The sequence below is a fragment of the Streptomyces sp. NPDC101776 genome (genome assembly GCF_044766845.1).
Taxonomy (GTDB): Bacteria; Actinomycetota; Actinomycetes; order Streptomycetales; family Streptomycetaceae; genus Streptomyces.
Genome location: NZ_JBIWMV010000001.1, coordinates 504,839 through 528,204 on the forward strand (window position 1 = coordinate 504,839; position 23,366 = coordinate 528,204).

Sequence of the window (23,366 nt, forward strand, 5' to 3'; positions counted from 1 at the left end):
TGACATAGTACTGACGTGAGCAAGCGACTGACCTGCGATGTCGTGGTCGTCGGAGCCGGGACGGTGGGCGCGGCCTGCGCCCTCTACGCGGCCCGGGCGGGCCTCGACGTCATCATCGTGGACCGCGGCCCGGTCGCGGGCGGCACGACCGGCGCCGGCGAGGGCAACCTCCTCGTCTCCGACAAGGAGCCGGGCCCGGAACTCGACCTCGCCCTCCTCTCCGGCCGCCTGTGGGCACAACTCGCGGAAGAACTCGGGGAGTTCGTCGAGTACGAGGCGAAGGGCGGCCTCGTCGTCGCCTCCACGCCCGACGGACTCGCCGCACTGGAGCGATTCGCCGAGGAGCAGCGCACCGCCGGAGTCGTCGCCGAGCCGGTCGACGCCGACACCCTCAACGACCTCGAACCCCACCTCGCCCCCGGCCTCCCCGGCGGCGTGTACTACCCGCAGGACTGCCAGGTGATGCCCGCCCTGGCCGCCGCCCACCTCGTACGGGTCTCGGGCGCCCGGCTGCTCACCGGCCGTACGGTGACGGACGTACTCCTCACGACGGACGGCACCGTCGAAGGCGTCCGCACCGACCGGGGCGACATCCTCGCCCCCATCGTCGTCAACGCGGCCGGCACCTGGGGCGGCGAACTCGCCGCCCTGGCCGGAGTCACCCTCCCCGTCCTCCCGCGCCGCGGCTTCGTCCTCGTCACCGAACCACTGCCACGCCTGGTCCGCCACAAGGTGTACGCCGCCGACTACGTGGCCGACGTGGCCAGCGACTCGGCCGCACTCCAGACCTCACCGGTCGTGGAGGGCACGGCCGCGGGACCGATCCTGATCGGCGCGAGCCGCGAACGCGTCGGCTTCGACCGGACGTTCTCGCTGCCGGTCGTGCGGGCGCTGGCCGCGGGCGCGACGAGACTCTTCCCGTTCCTGTCCGACGTCCGCGCGATGCGCTCCTACCTCGGCTTCCGCCCGTACCTGCCGGACCACCTGCCCGCCATCGGGCCCGACCCCCGCGTCCCCGGGCTCGTCCACGCCTGCGGGCACGAGGGCGCGGGCATCGGACTCGCCACCGGCACAGGGCACTTGATCGCCCAACTGCTGGACGGCCGGACCCCGGACCTCGACCCGGCACCCTTCCGGCCCGACCGCTTCCCCGAGGAGGACGCATGAGCTCCCCGCTGGACCTCGCCGAGGCCCACCCGGACCCCGCCTTCACGGTCACCCTCGACGGCCGCGAGATCGAGGCACTCCCCGGCCAGACCGTCGCCGCCGCACTGTGGGCGGCGGGCGTGACGTCCTGGCGCACCACCCGTGGCGAGGGCCGTCCGCGCGGCGTCTTCTGCGGGATCGGCGTCTGCTACGACTGCCTCGTCACCGTCAACTCCCGCCCGAACCAACGGGCCTGCCTGGTGCCATTGCACCCGGGGGACGCCATCCGTACGCAGGAGGGGACGGGCCACGATGACTGACCGACCGCACCTCGCCGTGATCGGCGCCGGTCCGGCGGGACTCGCCGCCACCGTCGCCGCCGCGGCACACGGCGTCCGCGTCACCCTGATCGACTCGGCGGCGTGGGCGGGCGGCCAGTTCTACCGACAGCCGGCCGCCGAACTGCGTGCCCGGCGCCCGCAGGCCCTGCACCATCAGTGGCGGACGTGGGAGCGGCTCAGGGACTCCCTCGCGCGACACGTGGAGGCGGGCCGCGTAACGCACTTGACGGACCGTCATGTCTGGCTCGTGGAGCGGGGGCCGAACCACCGGCCCGGTACGTCCGACCGAGGCGGCCCGCACGGCGACTTCACCGTGCACGCCCTCCTCGGCCCCGAACAGGAGACCCCGGTCGAGGTACGCGCAGACGCCGTCCTCCTGGCCACCGGCGGGTACGAGAAGGTCCTCCCGTTCCCCGGCTGGACGCTCCCCGGAGTCCTCACCGCGGGCGGCGCCCAGGCCATGCTCAAGGGCACCCTCGCCGTCCCCGGACGCACCGCCGTGATCGCCGGCACCGGACCGCTCCTCCTCCCCGTGACAACAGGCCTCGCAGCAGCCGGTGTTGACGTAGCCGCCCTCGTCGAGTCCGCCGACCCCAGAGCGTTCGTACGACGGACCCGCGCGCTCGCCGCGCAACCCGGCAAGCTGGTCGAGGGCGCCCAGTACGCGGCCCAACTTCTGCGCCACCGGGTCAAGTTGCTCACCCGGCACACCGTCGTCGAGGCGCACGGCGAGGAGCGGCTGGCGGCGGTGACGGTCGCCGCGCTCGACACCGACGGACGGGTCCGGCCGGGCACCGCACGCCGCATCGCCTGCGACACCCTCGCGATCGGCCACGGCATGCTCCCGCACACCGACCTCGCCGAGACCCTCGGCTGTCGGCTCGACGGGATCAACGTCCACGTCGACGACGAACAGCGCACCGACGTCCCCGGCGTCTGGGCGGCCGGCGAGACCACCGGCATCGGCGGCGCGGCCCTCTCCCTCACCGAGGGGCACATCGCGGGACGCTCCGCCGCCGCACGCCTGCACGGCACCGAACCCGACCCGCGCACCTGGGCGACGGCCGCCAAGTCCCGCACGGGACTGCGGGAGTTCTTCGCCGCACTCGACACCGTGTACGCGCCGCCCGCCCGTTGGACCGACCTCGTCACCGACGACACCGTCGTCTGCCGCTGCGAGGAGGTCACCGGGGGAGCGATCCACGAGGCCGTGGAGGAGCTCGGCGCCGGTGACGTACGCACCGTGAAGCTGCTGACGCGGGCCGGGATGGGCTGGTGCCAGGGGCGGATGTGCGGGCCCGCCGTCGCGGGGCTCGCCGGATGCGAACTCAGCCCGTCCCGGCGGCCGTTCGCGCGGCCCGTACCGCTCGGGGTGCTCGCACGGGCGGGCGAGGCCGAGGACGACCGATCACCCGCGCCACCCGACTGACCGCCCTGCCCGACCGACTGCGGCGCCCTGGGCCGCCGTCGCCCTGTCCATCAGTAAAATGTCACACCCCATTGAGAGGGACTCCGGATGACCACCACCCCGAACCGCCCCTGGCGCGGCGTCCTCGTCGCCACCGCGCTCCCGCTGACCGAGCAACTCGCCGTCGACTACGGCAAGTTCGCCGAGCACTGCGCATGGCTGGTCGACAACGGGTGCGACGGTGTCGTACCGAACGGCTCGCTCGGCGAGTACCAGGTGCTCACACCCGAGGAGCGCGCCAAGGTCGTCGAGACGGCGGTCGCCGCGATCGGCGGCGCGCGCGTGATGCCCGGGGTCGCCGCCTACGGCTCCGCCGAGTCCCGCCGCTGGGCCGAGCAGGCCCGCGACGCGGGCTGTGCCTCCGTGATGCTGCTGCCGCCCAACGCCTATCGCGCAGACGAGCGTTCGGTCCTCGCGCACTACGCGGAGGTCGCGAAGGCGGGGGTGCCGATCGTGGCGTACAACAACCCCATCGACACCAAGGTCGACCTGGTGCCCGAACTGCTCGCCAAGCTGCACGGCGAGGGGTACATCCACGCCGTGAAGGAGTTCTCCGGCGATGTCCGCCGCGCCTACCAGCTCGCCGAACTCGCTCCGGAACTGGACCTGTTGATCGGCGCCGACGACGTCCTGCTGGAACTCGCGCTCGCGGGTGCGAAGGGCTGGGTGGCCGGTTACCCGAACGCGCTGCCCGCCGCGAGCGTCGAGCTGTACCACGCGGCCGTCGGCGGCGACCTGGCCACGGCGAAGAAGCTGTACGAGCAACTTCACCCGCTGCTGCGCTGGGACTCCAAGGTGGAGTTCGTGCAGGCCATCAAGCTGTCCATGGACCTCGTCGGCCGACACGGCGGCCCGGTGCGTCCGCCGCGCGTCCCGCTGCTGCCCGAGCAGGAGGCGGCCGTGCGCGCCGCCACCGAGAAGGCCGTCGCGGCCGGACTCGCGTAAGTACCCTCGCACCGGCATCGATCGAACAGGGAGCCTCATGCGCAGCACACTCGTCCTGCACGCCGTCGACTCGCACACCGAGGGCATGCCCACCCGCGTGATCACCGGCGGCATCGGCACCATCCCCGGCGCGACCATGAACGAGCGGCGGCTGTACTTCCGCGAACACCGCGACCACATCCGGCAGTTCCTGATGAACGAGCCGCGCGGCCACTCCGCGATGAGCGGCGCGATCCTCCAGCCGCCCACCCGCCCCGACTGCGACTGGGGCGTCGTCTACATCGAGGTCTCGGGCTATCTGCCGATGTGCGGGCACGGCACGATCGGCGTGGCCACCGTGCTCGTCGAGACAGGCATGGTCGAGGTCGTCGAACCGGTCACCACGATCCGCCTCGACACCCCGGCGGGACCGGTCGTCGCCGAGGTCGCGGTCGAGAACGGCGCCGCGAAGAACGTCACCCTCAAGAACGTCCCGTCGTTCGCCGCCGGCCTGGACCGCAAGATCACCCTCGCCGACGGGCGGACGGTGACATACGACATGGCGTACGGCGGCAATTTCTACGCCATCCTGCCGCTGGACCAGTTCGGGCTGCCCTTCGACCGGTCCCGCAAGGACGACATCATCAAGGCCGGCCTGTCCCTCATGGCGGCGATCAACGAGAGCGACGAGCCCGTCCACCCCGAGGACGCCTCCATTCGCGGTTGCCATCACGTGCACCTCTACGCGCCCGGCGCGACCGCCCGGTACTCCCGGCACGCGATGGCGATCCACCCGGGCTGGTTCGACCGCTCACCCTGCGGCACGGGCACCAGCGCGCGCATGGCGCAACTCCACGCGCGCGGTGAACTCCCGCTGCACACCGAGTTCGTGAACGAGTCCTTCATCGGGACCCAGTTCACCGGACGGCTCCTGGACACCACCGAAGTCGCCGGTGTCCCCGCCGTCCTGCCCAGCTTCACCGGCCGCGCCTGGATCACCGGCACCGCCCAGTACCTGCTCGATCCCACCGATCCGTTCCCGGGCGGATTCATCCTCTAGACCGGGGATAATCGGCGGTCACGCGTGACATTGCACCGTGTGTGACATTGCACCACTAGGAGATTCGATGGTCGCCCAGCGCACCAGCGCCCCGCCCACCACCCCTCCGGATCTGCCCACGCTGGGCGGCAGGAAGAGCAGCTATCGCGAGCGGGTCGTCGACGCCCTGCGGGCCGCGATGATCGCGGGGGAGCTGCGGCCGGGCGAGGTGTACTCCGCGCCGACCCTGGCCGCCCGCTTCGGGGTCTCGGCGACGCCGGTGCGCGAGGCCATGCTGGACCTGGCCAAGGAGGGGCTGGTCGACACCGTCCCGAACAAGGGGTTCCGGGTCACCGCGGTCTCGGAGAAGCAGCTCGACGAGTACACCCACATCCGTGCGCTGATCGAGATCCCCACGGTGGTGGGGCTGGCCGAGAGCGCCGACCCCGTCTCGCTGGAGGCGCTGCGGCCGGCCGCCCGGGAGATCGTCGGCGCGGCCGTGGCCGGTGACCTCATCGCGTACGTCGAGGCCGACACCCGCTTCCATCTCGGACTGCTCGCCCTGGCCGGCAACGCCCACCTGGTCGAGGTCGTCGGCGATCTGCGCGGGCGCTCGCGGCTCTACGGGCTGACCGCGCTGGTCGAGGCCGGCCGTCTACTCGCCTCCGCGCAGGAGCACTTGGAGCTTCTCGACGCACTGTTGGACCGCGACAAGCGGGCCGTGCGTGAGATCATGACCCGGCACCTCGGGCATGTCCGCGGTCTGTGGGCCGCCCACGACTGACCGGCACCCGGAGCCGTGGATCACGTGATCCGACTCACCCATAACGCAAACCACTTGCGTATCTTGCGCTATTCTTGCGTGCATGACGCGACGACTTGCTGAGGTGGCGAAGAAGGTCGGGGTCAGCGAGGCCACGGTCAGCCGAGTGCTCAACGGCAAACCCGGAGTCTCCGAGCCCACCCGACAGGCGGTGCTCTCGGCCCTGGACGTCCTCGGCTACGAGCGGCCCACCCAACTGCGCGGGGAGCGGGCACGGCTCGTGGGTCTCGTGTTGCCCGAGCTTCAGAACCCCATCTTCCCCGCCTTCGCGGAGGTGATCGGCGGCGCGCTCGCCCAACTCGGCCTCACCCCGGTGCTGTGCACCCAGACCAAGGGCGGGGTCTCCGAGGCCGACTACGTGACGCTGCTGCTGGAACAGCAGGTCTCCGGCGTCGTGTTCGCCGGTGGGCTCTACGCGCAGGCCGACGCGCCGCACGACCACTACCGGCTGCTCGCCGAGCGCAACATCCCGGTCGTCCTGGTCAACGCGGCCATCGACCACCTCGGTTTCCCCGCCGTGTCCTGCGACGACGCGGTCGCCGTCGAGCAGGCCTGGCGACACCTCGCCTCCCTCGGCCACGAGCGCATCGGACTCGTCCTCGGCCCCGCCGACCACATGCCCTCCGCAAGGAAGTTGGCCGCCGCCCGGGCCATCTCGGGGGATCTGCCCGAGGAGTTCGTCGCCCGGGCCATCTTCTCCATCGAGGGCGGTCACGCCGCGGCCTCCCGGCTGATCGACCGGGGCGTCACCGGCATCATCTGCGCCAGCGACCCCCTCGCCCTCGGCGCGATAAGGGCCGCCCGCCGCAAGGGACTTGACGTCCCCTCACGGATTTCTGTCGTCGGTTACGACGACTCCGCCTTCATGAACTGCACCGAGCCCCCGCTGACCACCGTCCGCCAGCCCATCGAGGCCATGGGGCGAGCGGCCGTGGAGCTCCTGAACTCGCAGGTCGGTGGCACGGCCGTACCGCCCGAAGAGCTGCTCTTCGAACCGGAATTGGTAGTGCGCGGTTCCACCGCGCAAGCGCCGCGCGACTGAGCGTCGCCGCGCTGTCGAATAATTACAGATTCTGCGCGACATCTTGCGGACGGATGTCGGCGGTGCTTGAGTGTGCGGCGCCCACCGCTCCTGCCCAGAGGGGTCCACCGATGAGAAGCACCGGGTTCCGCCGCACCTTCGCCGCGATCGGCGTCTGTTCACTCGCGCTCACCGCCTCCGCCTGCGGGTCCGGCGACGACTCGGCGAGCGGCAAGACACGCATCACGGTCAACTGCGAACCGCCCAAGAGCGCCAAGGTCGACCGCAAGTTCTTCGACTCCGATGTCGCGTCCTTCGAGAAGAAGAACACGGACATCGACGTCGTCACCCACGACGCGTTCCCCTGCCAGGACCCGAAGACCTTCGACGCCAAACTCGCCGGCGGCCAGATGGAGGACGTGTTCTACACGTACTTCACGGACGCCAAGCACGTCGTCGACATCAACCAGGCCGCCGATCTCACGCCGTACATCAAGGAGTTGAAGAGCTACGACACGCTGCAGAAGCAGCTGCGCGACATCTACACCGTCGACGGGAAGATCTACGGCATCCCGCGCACCGGCTACTCGATGGGCCTGATCTACAACCGCAAGCTCTTCCAGCAGGCCGGCCTCGACCCCGACAAGGCGCCGACGACCTGGGCCGAGGTCCGGGCCGACGCGAAGAAGATAGCCGCGCTCGGCAACGGCACCGTCGGCTACGCCGACTACAGCGCCCAGAACCAAGGGGGTTGGCACTTCACCGCCGAGATGTACTCGCAGGGCGGTGACGTCGTCAGCGCCGACGGCAAGAAGGCCGACGTCGACACGCCGCAGGGCCACGCCGTGCTGCAGAACCTGCACGACATGCGCTGGACCGACAACTCGATGGGCAGCAAGCAGCTCCTCGTCATCAACGACGTGCAGCAGCTGATGGGTTCGGGCAAGCTCGGCATGTACCTCTCCGCGCCGGACAACATCCCGATCCTGGTCAAGGAGAAGGGCGGCAACTACGACGACCTCGCCCTCGGCCCGATGCCCGGCGGCCAGGGCACGCTCATCGGCGGCGACGGCTACATGTTCAACAAGCACGACACGCCCGCCCAGATCCGCGCCGGCCTCAAGTGGCTCGACAGCATGTTCCTCACCCCGGGCAGCGGCTTCCTCGGCGACTACGCCCGCGCCAAGCAGGCCAACGCACCTGTCGGACTGCCCGAACCGCGCCTGTTCACCGGCGCCGCCGACGCCAAGGACCAGCAGGTCAAGAAGGCCAACTCCAATGTCCCGGTGCAGAATTACCAGGCCTTCCTGGACGGCAACCAGTCCCTCCAGATGAAGATCGAGCCGCCGGACGCCCAGCAGATCTACTCCGTCCTCGACGGAGCCGTCTCCGCCGTCCTCACCAAGAAGGACGCGAACATCGACCAGCTCCTCAAGGACGCCTCCGGAAAGATCGACGGCATCCTGGCCCGGGGCTGACCCGATGACCCGGACGGCCACCCGGAGTCCCGCCCTGACGACGGCGGTTCGACAGGTCCAGGCGCCGCCCCCGGCCGGGGGCCGGAGGCGGCGCCGCCTCCTGGACCAGGCCCGCGCCTACGCGTTCCTCGTCGGCGGGCTCATCTGCTTCGCCCTGTTCTCCTGGTACCCGGCGATCCGCGCGGTCGTGATCGCCTTCCAGAAGTACACGCCCGGCTCCTCGCCCGAGTGGGTCGGCACCGCCAACTTCACCCGCGTCTGGCATGACCCCGAGTTCACCGCCGCCTGGCGCAACACCCTCGTCTTCACCCTGCTGGCCCTCCTCATCGGCTTCGCGATCCCGTTCGTACTCGCCCTGGTCCTCAACGAGTTGAGGCACTGGAAGGCCTTCTTCAGGATCGTCGTCTACCTCCCCGTGATGATCCCGCCGGTGGTCACCGCCCTGCTGTGGAAATGGTTCTACGACCCCGGAGCGGGCCTCGCCAACGAGACGCTGCGCTTCCTGCACCTGCCCACCTCGAACTGGTCCAACGGCACCGACACCGCCCTCATCTCCCTGGTGATCGTGGCCACTTGGGCCAACATGGGCGGCACCGTCCTGATCTACCTGGCCGCGCTCCAGTCCATCCCCGGCGACCTGTACGAGGCCGCCGAACTCGACGGCGCGAGCCTGCTGCAACGCGTGCGGTATGTGACGATCCCTCAGACCCGCTTCGTGATCCTCATGCTGATGCTCCTTCAGATCATCGCCACGATGCAGGTCTTCACCGAACCGTTCGTCATCACCGGCGGCGGCCCGGAGAACGCCACCGTCACCGTGCTCTACCTGATCTACAAATACGCCTTCCTCTACAACGACTTCGGCGGCGCCTGCGCGCTCAGCGTGATGCTCCTCGTGCTGCTCGGTGTCTTCTCCGCCGCCTATCTGCGGCTGACCCGCTCCGGAGAGGACGACCTGTGACCACCCGCACGCTGCTCTCCCCGGCGACCCTCGCCCGGCCGCGCGGAAAAGCCGTCTACTGGACGGTGTTCACCGGCGTCGTCGTCCTCTTCGCGCTCGCCTTCCTCTTCCCCGTCTACTGGATGGTCACCGGCGCCGTGAAGTCGCCGGACGAGATCGCGCAGACCCCGCCCACGATCGTCCCCAAGCACTGGCACCTCAGCGGCTACACCGACGCCTGGGACCTGATGCAGCTCCCGGAACACCTGTGGAACACCGTCGTCCAGGCCGCCGGCGCCTGGGCGTTCCAACTCGTCCTGTGCACGGCCGCCGCCTACGCCCTGTCCAAACTGAAGCCCGCCTTCGGCAAGTTGATCCTCGGCGGCATCCTGGCGACGCTGATGGTCCCGGCGCAGGCCCTGGTCGTACCGAAGTACCTGACCGTCGCCGACCTCCCGCTGATCCACACCAGCCTGCTGAACGACCCCCTCGGCATCTGGCTGCCGGCCGTCGCCAACGCCTTCAACCTGTACCTCCTCAAACGGTTCTTCGACCAACTCCCGCGCGACGTCCTGGAAGCCGCCGAGATCGACGGCGCCGGAAAACTCCGCACCCTGTGGTCCATCGTGCTGCCCATGTCCCGCCCGGTCCTCGGCGTCGTCTCGATCTTCGCGCTCGTCGCCGTCTGGCAGGACTTCCTGTGGCCGCTGATGGTCTTCTCCGACACCGACAAACAGCCGATCAGCGTGGCACTCGTCCAGCTGTCCCAGAACATCCAACTGACCGTGCTCATCGCCGCGATGGTGATCGCGAGCATCCCCATGGTCGCGATGTTCCTGGTCTTCCAACGGCACATCATCGCCGGGATCAGCGCGGGCAGCACGAAGGGCTGACACCGCCCCCTTCGACGCCCCCGACAGAAAGGCCAGCACCGTGGGACAGCCTCCCCATGCCCAGAGCCACGACGACTGGTGGCGCTCGGCCGTCATCTACCAGGTGTACGTGCGCAGCTTCGCGGACGGCGACGGCGACGGCACGGGCGACCTCGCGGGAGTCCGCTCCAGGCTGCCGTATCTCGCCGAACTCGGCGTGGACGCCCTGTGGTTCAACCCCTGGTACCTGTCACCGATGAAGGACGGCGGCTACGACGTCGCCGACTACCGCGCCATCGACCCGGCCTTCGGCTCGCTCGCCGAGGCGGAGAAACTCATCAGCGAGGCACGGGAGCTGGGCATCCGCACGATCGTCGACATCGTGCCCAACCACGTCTCCGACCAGCATCCGTGGTTCCGTGCCGCCCTCGCTGGCGGCCCCGAGCGCGAGCTGTTCCACTTCCGCCCCGGACGCGGCGCACACGGCGAACTCCCGCCCAACGACTGGCCGTCCCAGTTCGCCGGCTCCACCGAACCCGTCTGGACCCGCCTCCCGGACGGCGACTGGTACCTCCACCTGTTCACCCCCGAACAGCCCGACCTCAACTGGGCCCACCCGGCGGTGCGTCAGGAGCACGAGGACATCCTGCGCTTCTGGTTCGAGCGCGGGGTCGAAGGGGTCCGCATCGACTCGGCGGCGCTGCTCGCCAAGGACCCCGCACTGCCCGACTTCGTCGAGGGCCGCGACCCGAACCCCTTCGTCGACCGTGACGAACTCCACGACATCTACCGCTCTTGGCGGGCCGTCGCCGACGAGTACGGCGCCGTCTTCGTCGGCGAGGTCTGGCTCCCCGACACCGAACGCTTCGCCCGCTATCTGCGCCCCGACGAACTGCACACCGCCTTCAACTTCGCCTTCCTGTCCTGCCCCTGGGACCCGGACCGGCTGCGCACCTCGATCGACGAGACCCTCGCCGAGCACGCGCCGATCGGAGCGCCCGCCACCTGGGTCCTGTGCAACCACGACGTGACCCGCACGGTCACCCGCTACGGCCGCGCCGACACCGGCTTCGACTTCGCCGCCAAGGCCTTCGGCACCCCGACCGACCTCGCCCTGGGCACCCGGCGCGCGCGGGCGGCGGCGCTGCTGTCGCTGGCCCTGCCCGGAGTGGTCTACCTCTACCAGGGGGAGGAGCTGGGACTGCCCGAGGTCGAGCTGCCGGTCGACCGCATACAGGATCCGATGTACTTGCGCTCCGGCGGCACCGACCCCGGCCGTGACGGCTGCCGGGTGCCGCTGCCCTGGGTCGAGGACGCGCCGTACGCGGGCTTCGGTTCGCGCGGTGAGCCGTGGCTGCCGCAGCCGACCGGCTGGACATCGTATGCGGTCGACCGTCAGCAGCGGACCGTCGACTCCATGCTCAACCTCTACCGCGACGCGATCCGCCTGCGGCCGGTCTTCGGCGACGGCCCCCTCACCTGGCTGCCCGCCCCCGAAGGCGTCCTCGCCTTCGCCCGTGCGGAGGGCGTGATCTGTGTGGTCAACCTGTCGGACACGGCGGTCGACCTCCCCGCGCACGACCGGCTCCTGCTGACCAGTAACCCCCTGGACGACCAAGGCAGGCTGCCACGGGACACGGCCGCCTGGCTGCATACCGCGTAATGCCGGTGGTCGACCGATGACCGAAGATCGTCGACAGTCGACCGCCACCCCGCATCCGCTATCCCCTTACCCCCACCCCGAAGGGATCGGCACATGCACGGCACCACACTCGTAACTGTCAGGCGCATGTCAATGATCGGTGCGGCGGTCGCCCTCACCGCCGGCACGTTTGTCGCCCTGGCCCCGGCCGCCGCCCACGCGGCCTCGGGAGCCACCCTCCCCTTCACGTCCGTCGAGGCCGAGTCCGCCACCACGACCGGTACCAGGGTCGGCCCCGACTACACCCAGGGGACCCTCGCCTCCGAGGCCTCCGGACGGCAGGCCGTACGGCTCACCTCGGGCCAGCGTGTCGAGTTCACCGTGCCGCGCGCGGCCAACGCCGTGAACGTGTCGTACAGCGTCCCGGACGGTCAGAGCGGCAGCCTCGACGTGTACGTCAACGGCGTCAAGATCAGCAGGACGCTCGCCGTGACGTCCAAGTACTCGTACGTCGACACCAGTTGGATCGCGGGTGTCAAGGCGCACCACTTCTTCGACAACGCGCGGCTCCTGCTCGGCCAGAACGTGCAGCAGGGCGACAAGGTCGCCTTCGTGTCCACGGGCACCCAGGTCACCGTCGACGTGGCCGACTTCGAGCAGGTCGCCGGGGCCGCCACCCAGCCCGCCGGTTCGGTGTCCGTGGTCTCCAGGGGCGCCGACCCCAGCGGCGCGGGCGACTCCACCCAGGCCTTCCGTGACGCCATCTCCGCCGCACAGGGGGGAGTGGTGTGGATCCCGCCGGGCGACTACCGGCTCACCTCCTCCCTCAGCGGCGTGCAGAACGTGACGCTCCAGGGCGCCGGTCAGTGGTACTCGGTCGTGCACAGCTCGCGCTTCATCGACCAGTCCAGCTCCTCCGGCGGCGTCCACATCAAGGACTTCGCGGTCATCGGCGAGGTCACCGAACGCGTCGACTCCAACCCGGACAACTTCGTCAACGGGACGCTCGGGTCGGGGAGTTCGGTCTCCGGGATGTGGATCCAGCACCTCAAGTGCGGCTTCTGGCTGACGGGCAACAACGACAACCTCGTCGTCGAGAACAACCGGATCCTCGACACCACCGCCGACGGCCTCAACCTCAACGGCAACGCCCACGGCGTGATCGTCCGCAACAACTTCCTCCGCGACCAGGGCGACGACTCCCTCGCCATGTGGTCGCTCAACTCCCCGGACACCAACAGCAGTTTCGAGAACAACACCATCTCGCAGCCGAACCTCGCCAACGGCATCGCGATCTACGGCGGCACCGACATCACGGTCAGGAACAACCTGATCTCCGACACCAACGCCCTCGGCAGCGGCATCGCGATCTCCAACCAGAAGTTCCTCGACCCCTTCTCCCCGCTGGCCGGCACCATCACGGTCGACGGCAACACCCTCGTCCGCACCGGGGCGATCAACCCCAACTGGGGACACCCGATGGGCGCGCTGCGCGTCGACTCCTACGACAGCGCGGTCAACGCGACCGTGAACATCACCAACACGACGATCACCAACAGCCCGTACAGCGCCTTCGAGTTCGTGTCCGGCGGCGGCCACGGCTACTCGACCGGCAATGTCACCGTGAGCGGTGCGAGCGTGCAGAACACCGGGACGGTCGTCGTCCAGGCGGAGGCGCAGGGCGCGGCCAGGTTCAGCAACGTACAGGCCACCGGCGTCGGCGCGGCCGGCATCTACAACTGCCCCTATCCGTCCGGCTCCGGCACCTTCACCCTCACCGACGGCGGCGGCAACTCCGGCTGGAGCAGCACCTGGTCGGACTGCTCGACGTGGCCGCAGCCCGGGCAGGGCACCCCGCCCCCGGACCAGAACACCAACCTCGCCAAGGGCCGCCCGGCCACCGCGACCGGCTCGCAGGACGTCTACACACCGGGCAAGGCGGTCGACGGCGACGCGAACACCTACTGGGAATCCGCCAACAACGCGTTCCCGCAGACCTGGACGGTCGACCTCGGCGCCAACCAAGCCGTCCGCAGGGTGGTGTTGAAGCTGCCGCCGTCGTCCGCGTGGGGCGCCCGCACCGAGACGCTGTCCGTGCTGGGCAGCACGAACGGCTCTACCTACTCGACCGTCGTCGGCTCCGCCGGTTACCGCTTCGACCCGGCGACCGGGAACACGGTCACCGTGGCGCTGCCGAGCGGCACGAACCTGCGCTGTCTGCGGATCGCCGTCACCGCCAACTCCGGTTGGCCGGCAGCGCAGTTCAGTGAAGTGGAGGCGTATTCGACGACTTCGTGAGTCGGTCCTGGACCGGCAGAGTTCCGCGCTTCGCCGCCTGGATCTGCTCGTACACATGGGTCCGCAGTTCGGCGAAGCGCGGGGCGACCCGGGTGTGCAACTGGTCTCGCTCCACGGGCAGATCGACCTTCAACTGCTCCTGCACGACGGTCGGGGACGCGGACAGCACGACCACCCGTTCACCCAAGTAGACGGCCTCGTCGATGTCGTGCGTCACGAACAGGATCGTGATGCCGCGCTCCCGCCACAACCCCCGTACCAGGTCCTCCAGATCGGCCCGGGTCTGCGCGTCGACCGCCGCGAACGGCTCGTCCATCAGCAGGACTTCGGGCTCGTACGCCAGCGCCCGCGCGATCGCGACCCGCTGCTGCATACCGCCGGACAACTGCCACGGATACGCCCCCGCGGCCTCCGTCAGCCCCACCGACTCCAGCGCGTCCGCGACCAGCTCACGCCTGCGCGCCTTGCTCAAGTTCTTCTGTTTCAGGGGCAGTTCGACGTTCTCGCCGACCCGCATCCAGGGGAAGAGGCTGCGCCCGTACTCCTGGAACACGAACGCCATCCCGGGCGGCGGACCGTCCACCTTCCGTCCGCCCAGGAGGACTTCGCCCGCAGTCGGGGTGAGCAGGCCGCCCATGCACTTCAGCAGGGTGGTCTTGCCGCAGCCCGACGGGCCGACGAGACACACGAGTTCGCCCGCGTCGACGGTGAAGGTGAGGTCCCGTACCGCCTCCACATGTCGGCCGGAACCCTCGTAGACCTTGTGCAGGCCGGATACGTCGAGTTGCGCGTGCATGGACCGCCCTTTCGCGATGTTCAGGAGGACCGGCGGGCGGCCGCGCGCAGGCCGTGGTACCAGCCGAGCACCCGCCGCTCGACCATCTGGAAGACGACGGAGAGCAGGAATCCCAGCATGCCGAGGACGAGGATGCCGGTCCACATGTCGGGGATGGCGAAGCTGCGTTGGAACTGGACGATGGTGAAGCCCAGACCGTCGGTGGCCGCGAACATCTCACTGATGACCATGAGGATGATCCCGATGGACAGCGCCTGGCGCAGCCCCGCGAAGATCTGCGGGCTGGCCGAGCGCAGCACCAGACTGCGGAGGCGGGCGGTGCCCGTGATGCCGTAGGAGAGGGCTGTCTCCTTCATGACCGGGTCGACCGCGCGGACGCCCTCGACGGTGTTGAGGAGGACGGGCCAGACGCAGCCGCTCGCGATGACCGCGATCTTCATCGTGTCGCCGATGCCCGCGAACAGCATGATGACGGGGACCAACACCGGTGGCGGTACAGCCCGTAGGAACTCCAGGACCGGTTCGCACACCGCGCGGACCCGACGGTAGGAGCCGATCACCGTGCCGAGCGCGACGCCGACGACGGCCGCCGTGGCGTAACCCGCCGCGAGCCGCAGCACGCTGGACAGGACGTCGGTTCTGAGGCGGTCGCCGGTCCACACGTCGGGGAAGGTCTTCAGGATCGTGCGCAGCGGCGGCCAGTACACGTTGGTGCTGCCGTCCGATGCCAGCCACCAGACAGTGACCAGGACGGCCGGCAGTGCGAGGGCGAACAGCAGCCGGGTCAGTGCGCGCCTCATACCGCCACCTCCCCGCGCACCGACTGGTGCCAGGCCAGCGCCCGCCGTTCCACCGTACGCGCGCCGACGTTGATGAGGAGCCCCAGCAGACCGGTCACCACGATCAGCGCGTACATCTCGGGCACGGCCTGCGAGGACTGGGCGACCGCGATGGTCGCGCCCAACCCCGGTGCCCCGATGACCAGTTCGGCCGTGATGGTGAGGATCAGCGCGACGGCCGCGGCCAGCCGTACGCCCGTCATCACGTACGGCAGCGCGCTCGGCCACAGCACGTGCCGCACCCTGGCCCAGGTGCCGAGACCGTAGGACCGTGCCGTCTCCTCGGCGACCGGGTCGACGTCCTGGACGCCGTAGAGGACCTGGATGAGGATCTGCCAGAAGGAGGCGTAGACGACGAGCAACAGCACCGACCTGAGTTCGGTGCCGTACAACAGCACTGCGAGGGGGATGAGGGCGACCGACGGGATCGGGCGGAGGAACTCGACGGTCGAGGCCGTCGCCTCGCGGAGGTGGGGGACGACGGAGAGCAGGACGCCGACGACGATGCCCGCGCCGACGGCGATCGCGAGGCCGAGGGCCCAGCCGGTGAGGGTGTCGCCGAGCGCCGACCAGAACGTGCCGTCGCTGAGTTCGTCCCAGAACGCCGACGCGATTCTGCTGGTCGGCGGGAAGTAGGCCTCCTTGACGATGCCGACGCGCGGCACGACCTCGCCGAGGGCGAGGAAGGCCGCGAGTCCGGCCGCACCGAGTGCGGTGTTCAGTCCTTTCACGGGAGCAGCGTGTTCAGGTCGGGGGTCTTCTTGAAGAGGCCGTCGGTCTCGCTCAGCTTTTCCAGCGCCTCGATCGAGGAACGGTTCGGATCTGCGGGCCACTTGGGCAGGATCACCTTGGCCAGCACGCTCGCCGGGACCTTGGTGTAGGTGGCGACGATCTGGCGGACCTCGTCCGGATGGGCGTCCGCGTAGGCCAGCGACTCGGCGGTGGCCTCCTGGAACCTCTTGACCACGTCCGGGCTCTTCGTCGCGTACGCCGAGGACGTGAAGTACATGGCGACGGTGAGGTTCGGCGCGACGTCGACCAGCGGCCAGGCGATCTGCTGGGCGCCCTGGTTCAGCATGGTGGTGAGCGCGGGTTCGACGGCCATCGCCGCGTCGATCTGACCCTTGTCGAGCGCGGCCGGCATCTGGTCGAAGGCCAGCTCGACGAACTTGACCTTGTCCGGGTCGCCGCCGGCCTTGCGGACGGATTCGCGTACGGCCGTCTCGTTGATGTTCTTCAGCGTGTTGACCGCGACCTTCTTGCCCTCCAACTCCTTCGCCGACTTCAGCGTGCTGCCCTTCTTGACGACGAGGGCGCCAAAGTCCTTGCCGGACACGCCCGTTGAGGCGACACCGTTGGCGATGGCCTTCACCGGGACATCGTTGGACCGGGCGAGCATCAGCGAGGTCATGTTGGAGAAGCCGAACTGGAACTGGCCGCTGACCACCCCCGGCACGATGGCCGCGCCGCCCTGCGCGAGCGTCATCGACAGTTTCAGGCCGTGCTTGCTGAAGAAGCCCTCCTTCTGGCCGAGATAGAGCGGGGCGACATCGACGATGGGGATGACCCCCACCTTGACCGTGGTGGTGCCGGTGGACGAGCTGTTCTGATCCGACGCTCCGTTGCCGGACGAACCGCAGGCCGACGCGGCGACCAGCACTGTTCCGGCCGCGAGGCCGACGAGCAGACGACGCATGGCAACTCCTGTGCAGACGACGGTGTTCCGACAGGCTGTGCGCACACCGCACAGTGGTGCTCAATTGGTGTTGAGCGGGAACGTATGGCCCCTGCACGGCCAGGTCAAGGCTGATGCTCACAATATTGTTGACAGTTATCGAAGTGCGCTCTTGGCGTGTCCGGGGATCACATCGTGGTGTGTCCGGCGACTGCGGTTCGGCGTGCCCGGCGATCACAGATCCAGCACGAGCCGCTTTCCCAGGCAGCGCGAGACGCAGATGAGCATCGTCTCGCCGGCCGCCCGCTCCTCCTCGCTCAGTACCGAGTCGCGGTGGTCCGGGGTGCCGTCGACGACCTCGGTCTCGCAGGTCCCGCAGGTGCCCTCGGTGCAGGAGAACAGGACCTCGACACCGGCGGCGCGTACGGTGTCGAGCACGGACACGCCCACCGGGACGGTGACCGTCCTGCCGCTCCGCTCCAGGACGACCTCGAACTCGCTGTCGGCGCCCGCCACTTGGGCCTTCGGCTGGAACCGCTCCACGCGTAGGATCCCGCCGGGACACCGCGCCTCGACCGCGTCGAGCAGCGGCCCGGGACCGCAGCAGTAGACCAGAGTCCCTTCGGGTACGTCGTCCAGCACCGACGGCAGGTCGAGCAGCCCGACCTCGTCCTGCGGAGCGACGGTGACGCGGTCGCCGTAGCGGCTCAACTCCGCGGTGAACGCCAGGGAGTTGCGGGTGCGGCCGCCGTAGAGGAGGCTCCACTGCGCCCCCGCCGCCTCCGCCGCGGCCAGCATCGGCAGGAGCGGGGTGATGCCGATGCCGCCCGCGACGAAGCGGTAGTGGGAGGCGGGCTCCAGCCGGAAGTGGTTGCGCGGCCCGCGCACCCCGACCTTGTCGCCCAGCCCCAACTGCCCGTGCACGTACGCCGATCCGCCCCGCCCGTCCGGCTCCCGCAGTACCGCTATCCGCCATGCCGTGCGGTCGGCCGGGTCGCCGCACAGCGAGTACTGGCGCTCCAGGTCCGGGCCGAGCACGACGTCGATGTGGGCGCCCGGTTCCCAGGAGGGGAGTTGCTCGCCGAGCGGATGGCGCAGGGTGAGGGCGAGGACGCCGTCGGCTGCGAACTCCCTTGCCGCTACGACGAGTTCGGCCTCGTAGGTGCTCATGTGCCCGCTCCCTGCGGATCGTCGACCGAGTGGCCGCGGGGGTGGGCGAGCATCCACTCCCACATCTCGATCGGGTCCTGCGACGTGTGCTCGCGGCCGCAGTGACAGGTGCCGTGCAGGACGTCCGTCCCCGGCAGCCAGTCGATGCGGTAGACCTCGCCGGTCGGAGCGGTCACTGGACCTTCTCCACGGGCTTGGCGCCCTCCTCGACCAGCCGGGCGAGGATACGACGGGCGGCGAGACCACCGGTGTCGATGTTGATGCTCAGCTCCTGATAGCCCGCGCGCTCCGAACCCAGCGTCTTCTGAAGGAGGTTGAGCGCGTCCACGTCCTGCATCACGACCGTGTGGTTGTTGCTCCGCAGGAACTCGGTGACCTCGGCGTCGTCCGTGGCCCAGTCGCGGGAGACCGCCCAGAAGTCGTACACCTTGCCGTCCGAGGAGGGTGTGATGGCGTAGGTGATCTCGGTGTGGAAGCCGTTCGGGTCGCTGCCGTCCTCCTCGGGGAGCACGCCGACCGGGGCGATCCGGCTGTGCAGGAGGTAGAGGCAGGGCGCGTGGTACTCGATGTCCTGCCAGCGGGTGATCCGCCCCTGTATCCCGGTGGACTTGGCGTAGAACGGCGGGCACTCGGCGTCTCCCATGTGCCGGCTCACCCGTACGACGCCGGCGCCCTCGTCGACCTCCGTGGTGATCGGCGTCTCGGCGACCTCCGGGGAGCCGATGTAACCGCCGTGCAGATAGGTCTCGTGGGAGAGGTCGAGGAGGTTGTCGACGAGGAGGCCGTAGTCGGCGTCGATCGGTTCCATGCCGCTGACGGTGACCCAGTCGGGGGAGGCGAGATGCGGGGCGCGGGGGATGACCTGCGGGTCCGCGAGCGCCGGGTCGCCGATCCACACCCAGACCAGCGCGTCCTGCTCGACCACCGGGTACGAGGCGACGCGGGCGCTGCGGGGAATGCGTTTCTGGCCGGGCACGTACACGCAGGTGCCGGTCGTGTCGTAGGTGAAGCCGTGGTAGCCGCAGACGACCCGGTCGCCGTCGAGCCGGCTCCCGGAGAGCGGGAACCGCCGGTGCACACACCGGTCGTGCAGCGCCACGGCGGTGCCGTCGTCCTCGGTGCGGTAGAAGACGAGGGGCTCGCCGAGGACCGTCCGGCCGAGCAGGTCGCGGCCGACCTCGTGGCTGTAGGCGGCGACGTACCACTGGTTCCTGGCGAAGGCGGTCATGTGCGGCATCGTTGCGGCTCCCGTCGGTGGGTGATGGCGACATCGTCCGGAAGGGGGGCGCGGGGCCGCAATAGCGCTTCCGCGTCACGGAAGGGGGTGGGGGAAGTGGCGGTAGGTTCTGTCACCGGCACCATGGCGAACAACATCACTTCGGACAGGGGAAGGTCGTTCTTGCCATGACGTCTTGGACCGCTCTCACAGGTGCCGCCGCTTTCGCCACGCTCTCCGCCCGCTCCTGGGTGCGAGCGGTCAGGTATTGGCGCGACCCCACGGTGCGCACGTCGCCGGGGCCTCTCTGGCGGCATCTTGGGGAGAAAGGGCAGCGGAGGCTCGAAAGCGGTTCCGTGCTCAACTCCGTGTGCTTGAGCGGCTTGACGCTCCTTTTCCTCGGCGGCGCCTGGCTGCCGGCGGCGGGGAGCCCGGGTGCAAGGAGCCCGGTCGCATTGGGGATTGCGTCCGCGGGGCTGATCGTCTTTCTCCTCGGGCTCGTGGCTCAGCTCTCTCTCGTGTTCATCGGCCGGCCCTTGTTCGTGGTCCCGAAGCACGCCAGGGAGACCCGCGAGGATCGGCCTCATCGCGGTCCCGGGTAAACCAGTTGGGCACCGACGGCTGTATCAGGGTGTCACTGCTGTGATCCTGTGGAGGGACCCTGAAATGGTTGTCGAACCTGTGGTGGTGGTCGTGGTGCCGGTGTGCGCACGGCTGGTGTACGCGCTGGCGGTGCTGTGGACGCAGCCGGTGCGGGAGCGTGCGTGGGCGCAGGCGCTGGCCACGGTCGTGCGGGCGGCCGGGCCCGGGGGCACGGTCGAGGTCACGCGTGCCGACGGGGACACGCTGAACGCGCGTTCGGCGACCGTCGTAGAGCCGGCCGGGGTGGGGCGACCGTGAGCGCGGGACAGGAACTGGCCGTGGGGCAAAGGGACTTCGAGGACTTCTTCGCGGGCGCGTACGGACGGGTGCTGGCGCAGGTGATCATGCTCTGCGGCAGTCGCGAGGACGCCGAGGACGTCACCCAGGAGGCGTTCCTGGAGGCGTATCGGGCGTGGGACCGTATCGCCGGGTACGAGCTGCCCGAGGCGTGGGTGTACCGGGTCGCGGTCCAGCGGCTGTGGAAGACGCGCCGCAGGCGCAGAACGGGCCAGGACCGGCTGCCGGACGTGCCGGTGCCGGTCCGGGCCGGCCCCGAACAGAGCGCGGAGGCCCGCGAGGTGCTGCGGCTGCTGGCGGCTCTGCCGTCGCGGCAGCGCGTCACCATGGTGCTGTTCTGTCTGCACGGCTGGTCCCAGAAGGAGATCGCCGAGACGCTGCGGATGACGCGCGGCGGTGTCGCCGCGAACGTGTCCAAGGCGCGCCGGACGCTCAAGGAGGCGCTGGACATGGCCGCGGACGACACGAGCAGGCACGACCCGTTCATGTCCGGCCCGCAGTCGGCCCGTCCGGGTCGAGTGGACGTGAGCCGGATCGGCCTCGGCCGGGACCCCGTCGTCGTCGCCCTGCGGGACGCGCAGGCATGGCTCCGGGCGGCCGTCGAGGAGGACACTGACGGGCTCGCCCGGGCGCGGGCGGAGCTGGCCCGCAGACGGGGGGACGTCAAGTGAGCACGGTGGTGGGGTGGTTACGCGGGCTGTTCGCCGTGGGGATGCTCGCCGGGTTCTACGTCGTGTCGTTCGCTCTCCTCGCGGCCGACGCGGCACTCGTCGTCCTCATGCTGCGGGGGATGGTCGAACGCCCTTCACAGGCGGGCAACTGGTCGCTCGCCGTGGGCGGCAGCATCCCGGCGGCCGCCGCCCTGCTGTACGGGATGGCCACGGTGAGCCGCACGGAGGAGTCCCCGCCCGACTCGGTCGTCCTGCGCCGCGCCGACGCGCCCGGTCTGTGGCGGCTGGTCGAGGATCTGGCCGGGCAGTTGGGCACCCGGCCGCCCGGCCGGATCCTTCTGACGGCGGAGGCCAACGCGTCGGTGTCGGAGGACGCGCGGCTGCTCGGCTTCGCGGTCGGGGAGCGGACCATGAACCTGGGCGTGCCGCTGCTCCTCTGGCTGAAGCCCGTGGAGCTGCGGGCCGTGCTCTGCCATGAACTCGGCCACTACGCGGGCCGGCACACCCGGTTCGGCGCGATCACCTACCGGGGGGCCGCGTCGCTGCGTTCCACCCTGTTCCGGCTGCGGATGACCGCGCGGTCGGACGAGGCCCGGGTCGGGTACACGTGGCTGTTCCAGGCGGCGATCGGCGTCTACGCCTGGGTGTATCTGCGCCTGTCGCTGGCGGTGCGCCGACGCCAGGAGCTGGAGGCGGACGCGGAGGCGGTCGCCATGGTCGGTCCCGAGGTGACCGCCCAGGCGCTGCGCGCCGTCCACGCGCTCGGCATCACCTGGGCCGGGTTCGAGAGCCGGTATCTGCGGCCCGTGCAGCGGCTCGGGTTCGTGCCCGAGGACGTGTTCGAGGCGTTCGCCGCGATGACGGGTGACCCGCTGGTCCGCAGGCGGATGGCCGAACTGCGCGCGCACCCCGTCGAGGCGGGCCGTTCCCCGCTGGACTCCCATCCACCGCTGGCCCGACGACTGGCCCTGATCGAGGCCCGGCCCGCCACGCCTCCCAGGACCGTCGAGGACGAGATCCCGCTGATCGGCGACCCGTCACCGGTGCCCCGGGTGCAGCGCAGGATGCTCGGCGAAGCCGGACGCTCGGCGACGGCACTGCCCCGGACGGAGTGGGCCGACCTGGCCGCCGAGGCGTTCGCCATCGAACTCGCGAGCCTCCTGCTGGACGCCGCGAGCGACACCGGTACGACCGCGCGCCCCACCCTCGCCACCGTCCTCGGCCTGTTGGATCGCGGCGAGCAGACAGCGCTCGTACGCCGTCTCACCGACGCACCCGAGCCCGAGGAGCAGCTCGCCGAGGCCCTGTACGCGCTGACCGGGCAGGCGCTGGCCGGCGCGGGCCGTGCGCGCTGGGCGCTCAGTTGGACCCGGGGCTACGTCCTGGACTGTCCGCTGGACCCGCGCGGGCGCCTGGACGATCTCGTCGCGGCCGCCGCACGCGACAAGGCGGCGGTGCCGGCCCTGCGCGCCGAACTCGCGCGCCTCGGCCTCGACATCGAGGCGCCGGTCGTCCTCGCCCTGCGTACGGTGGCCGCTCCGGCCGGCCGGACAACGGCCGGGCGGAGCGGCAGGAGCGCGCCGGACCTGGTCGTCGAGGAACTCGCGCGGCAACGCAAGGTCGCCAAGGTGACCATGGGTGCCGTGGCCGTGGCGGGGATGGTGTGGGTGGCCGCCCTGCTCGGCTCCGACTCCTCCCAGCCCTACGGGCGGACCGGGCTGCCGAGGGCGGCCGTCTCGCGGTACTCGCCGTGGCCTCTCCCCACCGCTTTCCTGCCGACACCGCACTTCACCGTGTCGTTCCCCGAGCCGGTCATCCCCCGCCCGTTGCCCTCCCTCGACTTCCGCATCCATTTCGTCGAACGCGGTGACACGCTGTCCGCCCTCGCCTGCGAGTACGGCACGACCGTCGAGGACTTGCAGGAACGCAACGACATGGGAAAGCGAACCGGCCTCGCGGTGGGGCAGATGCTGTTGGTACCGGCGAAAGGGGAGGGCTCCGGGATCGTGGCAGCGGACTGTCGTTGACCGAGGCACTGTCGTCGACCGACGGACTGGCGTCGACCGCG

22 protein-coding genes are annotated in these 23,366 nt (G+C 70.1%); 15 read left to right on the plus strand and 7 right to left on the minus strand.

Translation table 11 applies throughout. The annotated features are described in order from the left end of the window. Positions 1-15 precede the first annotated feature (15 nt). The 12 genes from ACIRRY_RS02170 (at position 16) to ACIRRY_RS02225 (ending at position 13,992) form a co-directional block, all read left to right on the plus strand. On the plus strand, positions 16-1,167 hold the full coding sequence (locus ACIRRY_RS02170; RefSeq protein WP_403966837.1) for an NAD(P)/FAD-dependent oxidoreductase: 1,152 nt from the start codon (positions 16-18) through the stop codon (positions 1,165-1,167). Further along, positions 1,164-1,466 (plus strand): (2Fe-2S)-binding protein, encoded by a 303-nt coding sequence (locus ACIRRY_RS02175; RefSeq protein ID WP_403966840.1) that lies wholly within the window; start codon positions 1,164-1,166, stop codon positions 1,464-1,466. The genes ACIRRY_RS02170 and ACIRRY_RS02175 overlap by 4 nt, the downstream gene beginning before the upstream one ends. Beyond that, positions 1,459-2,916 carry an NAD(P)/FAD-dependent oxidoreductase gene (locus ACIRRY_RS02180; RefSeq protein WP_403966843.1) on the plus strand — a complete coding sequence of 486 codons (1,458 nt, stop codon included), beginning with the start codon at positions 1,459-1,461 and terminating at the stop codon, positions 2,914-2,916. The genes ACIRRY_RS02175 and ACIRRY_RS02180 overlap by 8 nt, the downstream gene beginning before the upstream one ends. An 87-nt stretch (positions 2,917-3,003) precedes the next feature. Next, a complete protein-coding gene (locus ACIRRY_RS02185; RefSeq protein WP_403966846.1) occupies positions 3,004-3,900 on the plus strand; it encodes a dihydrodipicolinate synthase family protein in 897 nt (298 codons plus the stop codon). A gap of 37 nt (positions 3,901-3,937) precedes the next feature. Further along, positions 3,938-4,939: a proline racemase family protein gene (locus ACIRRY_RS02190; RefSeq protein WP_403966849.1), complete on the plus strand. Its 1,002-nt coding sequence runs from the start codon at positions 3,938-3,940 to the stop codon at positions 4,937-4,939. A 67-nt stretch (positions 4,940-5,006) separates the two neighbouring features. Continuing rightward, positions 5,007-5,702, plus strand: coding sequence for a GntR family transcriptional regulator (locus ACIRRY_RS02195; RefSeq protein ID WP_403966851.1), 696 nt, complete (start codon positions 5,007-5,009; stop codon positions 5,700-5,702). Positions 5,703-5,784: 82 nt separating this feature from the next. Beyond that, positions 5,785-6,783 carry a LacI family DNA-binding transcriptional regulator gene (locus tag ACIRRY_RS02200; RefSeq protein WP_403966854.1) on the plus strand — a complete coding sequence of 333 codons (999 nt, stop codon included), beginning with the start codon at positions 5,785-5,787 and terminating at the stop codon, positions 6,781-6,783. Between the two features lie 110 nt (positions 6,784-6,893). Continuing rightward, positions 6,894-8,240, plus strand: coding sequence for an ABC transporter substrate-binding protein (locus tag ACIRRY_RS02205; RefSeq protein ID WP_403966856.1), 1,347 nt, complete (start codon positions 6,894-6,896; stop codon positions 8,238-8,240). A gap of 4 nt (positions 8,241-8,244) precedes the next feature. Continuing rightward, positions 8,245-9,201 carry a carbohydrate ABC transporter permease gene (locus tag ACIRRY_RS02210; protein ID WP_403966859.1) on the plus strand — a complete coding sequence of 319 codons (957 nt, stop codon included), beginning with the start codon at positions 8,245-8,247 and terminating at the stop codon, positions 9,199-9,201. Beyond that, on the plus strand, positions 9,198-10,073 hold the full coding sequence (locus ACIRRY_RS02215; RefSeq protein WP_403966862.1) for a carbohydrate ABC transporter permease: 876 nt from the start codon (positions 9,198-9,200) through the stop codon (positions 10,071-10,073). The genes ACIRRY_RS02210 and ACIRRY_RS02215 overlap by 4 nt, the downstream gene beginning before the upstream one ends. Before the next feature lie 40 nt (positions 10,074-10,113). Next, positions 10,114-11,715: a glycoside hydrolase family 13 protein gene (locus ACIRRY_RS02220; protein ID WP_403966865.1), complete on the plus strand. Its 1,602-nt coding sequence runs from the start codon at positions 10,114-10,116 to the stop codon at positions 11,713-11,715. A 93-nt stretch (positions 11,716-11,808) separates the two neighbouring features. Continuing rightward, positions 11,809-13,992 (plus strand): discoidin domain-containing protein, encoded by a 2,184-nt coding sequence (locus tag ACIRRY_RS02225; RefSeq protein ID WP_403966868.1) that lies wholly within the window; start codon positions 11,809-11,811, stop codon positions 13,990-13,992. Here the strand turns inward: ACIRRY_RS02225 and ACIRRY_RS02230 are convergent. The 7 genes from ACIRRY_RS02230 to ACIRRY_RS02260 form a co-directional block, all read right to left on the minus strand. Continuing rightward, complete coding sequence (locus ACIRRY_RS02230) at positions 13,958-14,788, minus strand: ABC transporter ATP-binding protein (RefSeq protein WP_403966871.1); 831 nt, start codon at positions 14,786-14,788, stop codon at positions 13,958-13,960. The two genes, ACIRRY_RS02225 and ACIRRY_RS02230, sit on opposite strands and share 35 nt — an antisense overlap. Before the next feature lie 20 nt (positions 14,789-14,808). Beyond that, positions 14,809-15,588 (minus strand): ABC transporter permease, encoded by a 780-nt coding sequence (locus tag ACIRRY_RS02235; protein WP_403966874.1) that lies wholly within the window; start codon positions 15,586-15,588, stop codon positions 14,809-14,811. Beyond that, positions 15,585-16,358: an ABC transporter permease gene (locus ACIRRY_RS02240; RefSeq protein WP_403966877.1), complete on the minus strand. Its 774-nt coding sequence runs from the start codon at positions 16,356-16,358 to the stop codon at positions 15,585-15,587. Before ACIRRY_RS02240 ends, ACIRRY_RS02235 begins: the two co-directional genes overlap by 4 nt. Continuing rightward, complete coding sequence (locus ACIRRY_RS02245) at positions 16,355-17,323, minus strand: ABC transporter substrate-binding protein (RefSeq protein WP_403966880.1); 969 nt, start codon at positions 17,321-17,323, stop codon at positions 16,355-16,357. The genes ACIRRY_RS02240 and ACIRRY_RS02245 overlap by 4 nt, the downstream gene beginning before the upstream one ends. A gap of 213 nt (positions 17,324-17,536) precedes the next feature. Continuing rightward, positions 17,537-18,472, minus strand: a complete 936-nt coding sequence (locus ACIRRY_RS02250; RefSeq protein WP_403966883.1) for a PDR/VanB family oxidoreductase — start codon at positions 18,470-18,472, stop codon at positions 17,537-17,539. Beyond that, the gene (locus ACIRRY_RS02255; protein WP_403966886.1) at positions 18,469-18,648 is read right to left on the minus strand and encodes a hypothetical protein; all 180 of its coding nucleotides are present in this window, start codon (positions 18,646-18,648) and stop codon (positions 18,469-18,471) included. The genes ACIRRY_RS02250 and ACIRRY_RS02255 overlap by 4 nt, the downstream gene beginning before the upstream one ends. Continuing rightward, complete coding sequence (locus ACIRRY_RS02260) at positions 18,645-19,709, minus strand: Rieske 2Fe-2S domain-containing protein (RefSeq protein WP_403966889.1); 1,065 nt, start codon at positions 19,707-19,709, stop codon at positions 18,645-18,647. Before ACIRRY_RS02260 ends, ACIRRY_RS02255 begins: the two co-directional genes overlap by 4 nt. Positions 19,710-20,354: 645 nt before the next feature. On the opposite strand from ACIRRY_RS02260, the gene ACIRRY_RS02265 reads away from it, so the two are divergent. Genes ACIRRY_RS02265 through ACIRRY_RS02275 form a run of 3 tightly spaced genes read left to right on the plus strand, consistent with a single transcriptional unit; the run spans position 20,355 to position 23,325 of the window. Then, the gene (locus tag ACIRRY_RS02265) at positions 20,355-20,588 is read left to right on the plus strand and encodes a hypothetical protein (RefSeq protein ID WP_403966892.1); all 234 of its coding nucleotides are present in this window, start codon (positions 20,355-20,357) and stop codon (positions 20,586-20,588) included. Next, positions 20,585-21,298, plus strand: coding sequence for an RNA polymerase sigma factor (locus ACIRRY_RS02270; RefSeq protein ID WP_403966895.1), 714 nt, complete (start codon positions 20,585-20,587; stop codon positions 21,296-21,298). Before ACIRRY_RS02265 ends, ACIRRY_RS02270 begins: the two co-directional genes overlap by 4 nt. Continuing rightward, the gene (locus ACIRRY_RS02275) at positions 21,295-23,325 is read left to right on the plus strand and encodes a M48 family metalloprotease (RefSeq protein WP_403966898.1); all 2,031 of its coding nucleotides are present in this window, start codon (positions 21,295-21,297) and stop codon (positions 23,323-23,325) included. The genes ACIRRY_RS02270 and ACIRRY_RS02275 overlap by 4 nt, the downstream gene beginning before the upstream one ends. Positions 23,326-23,366 lie beyond the last annotated feature (41 nt).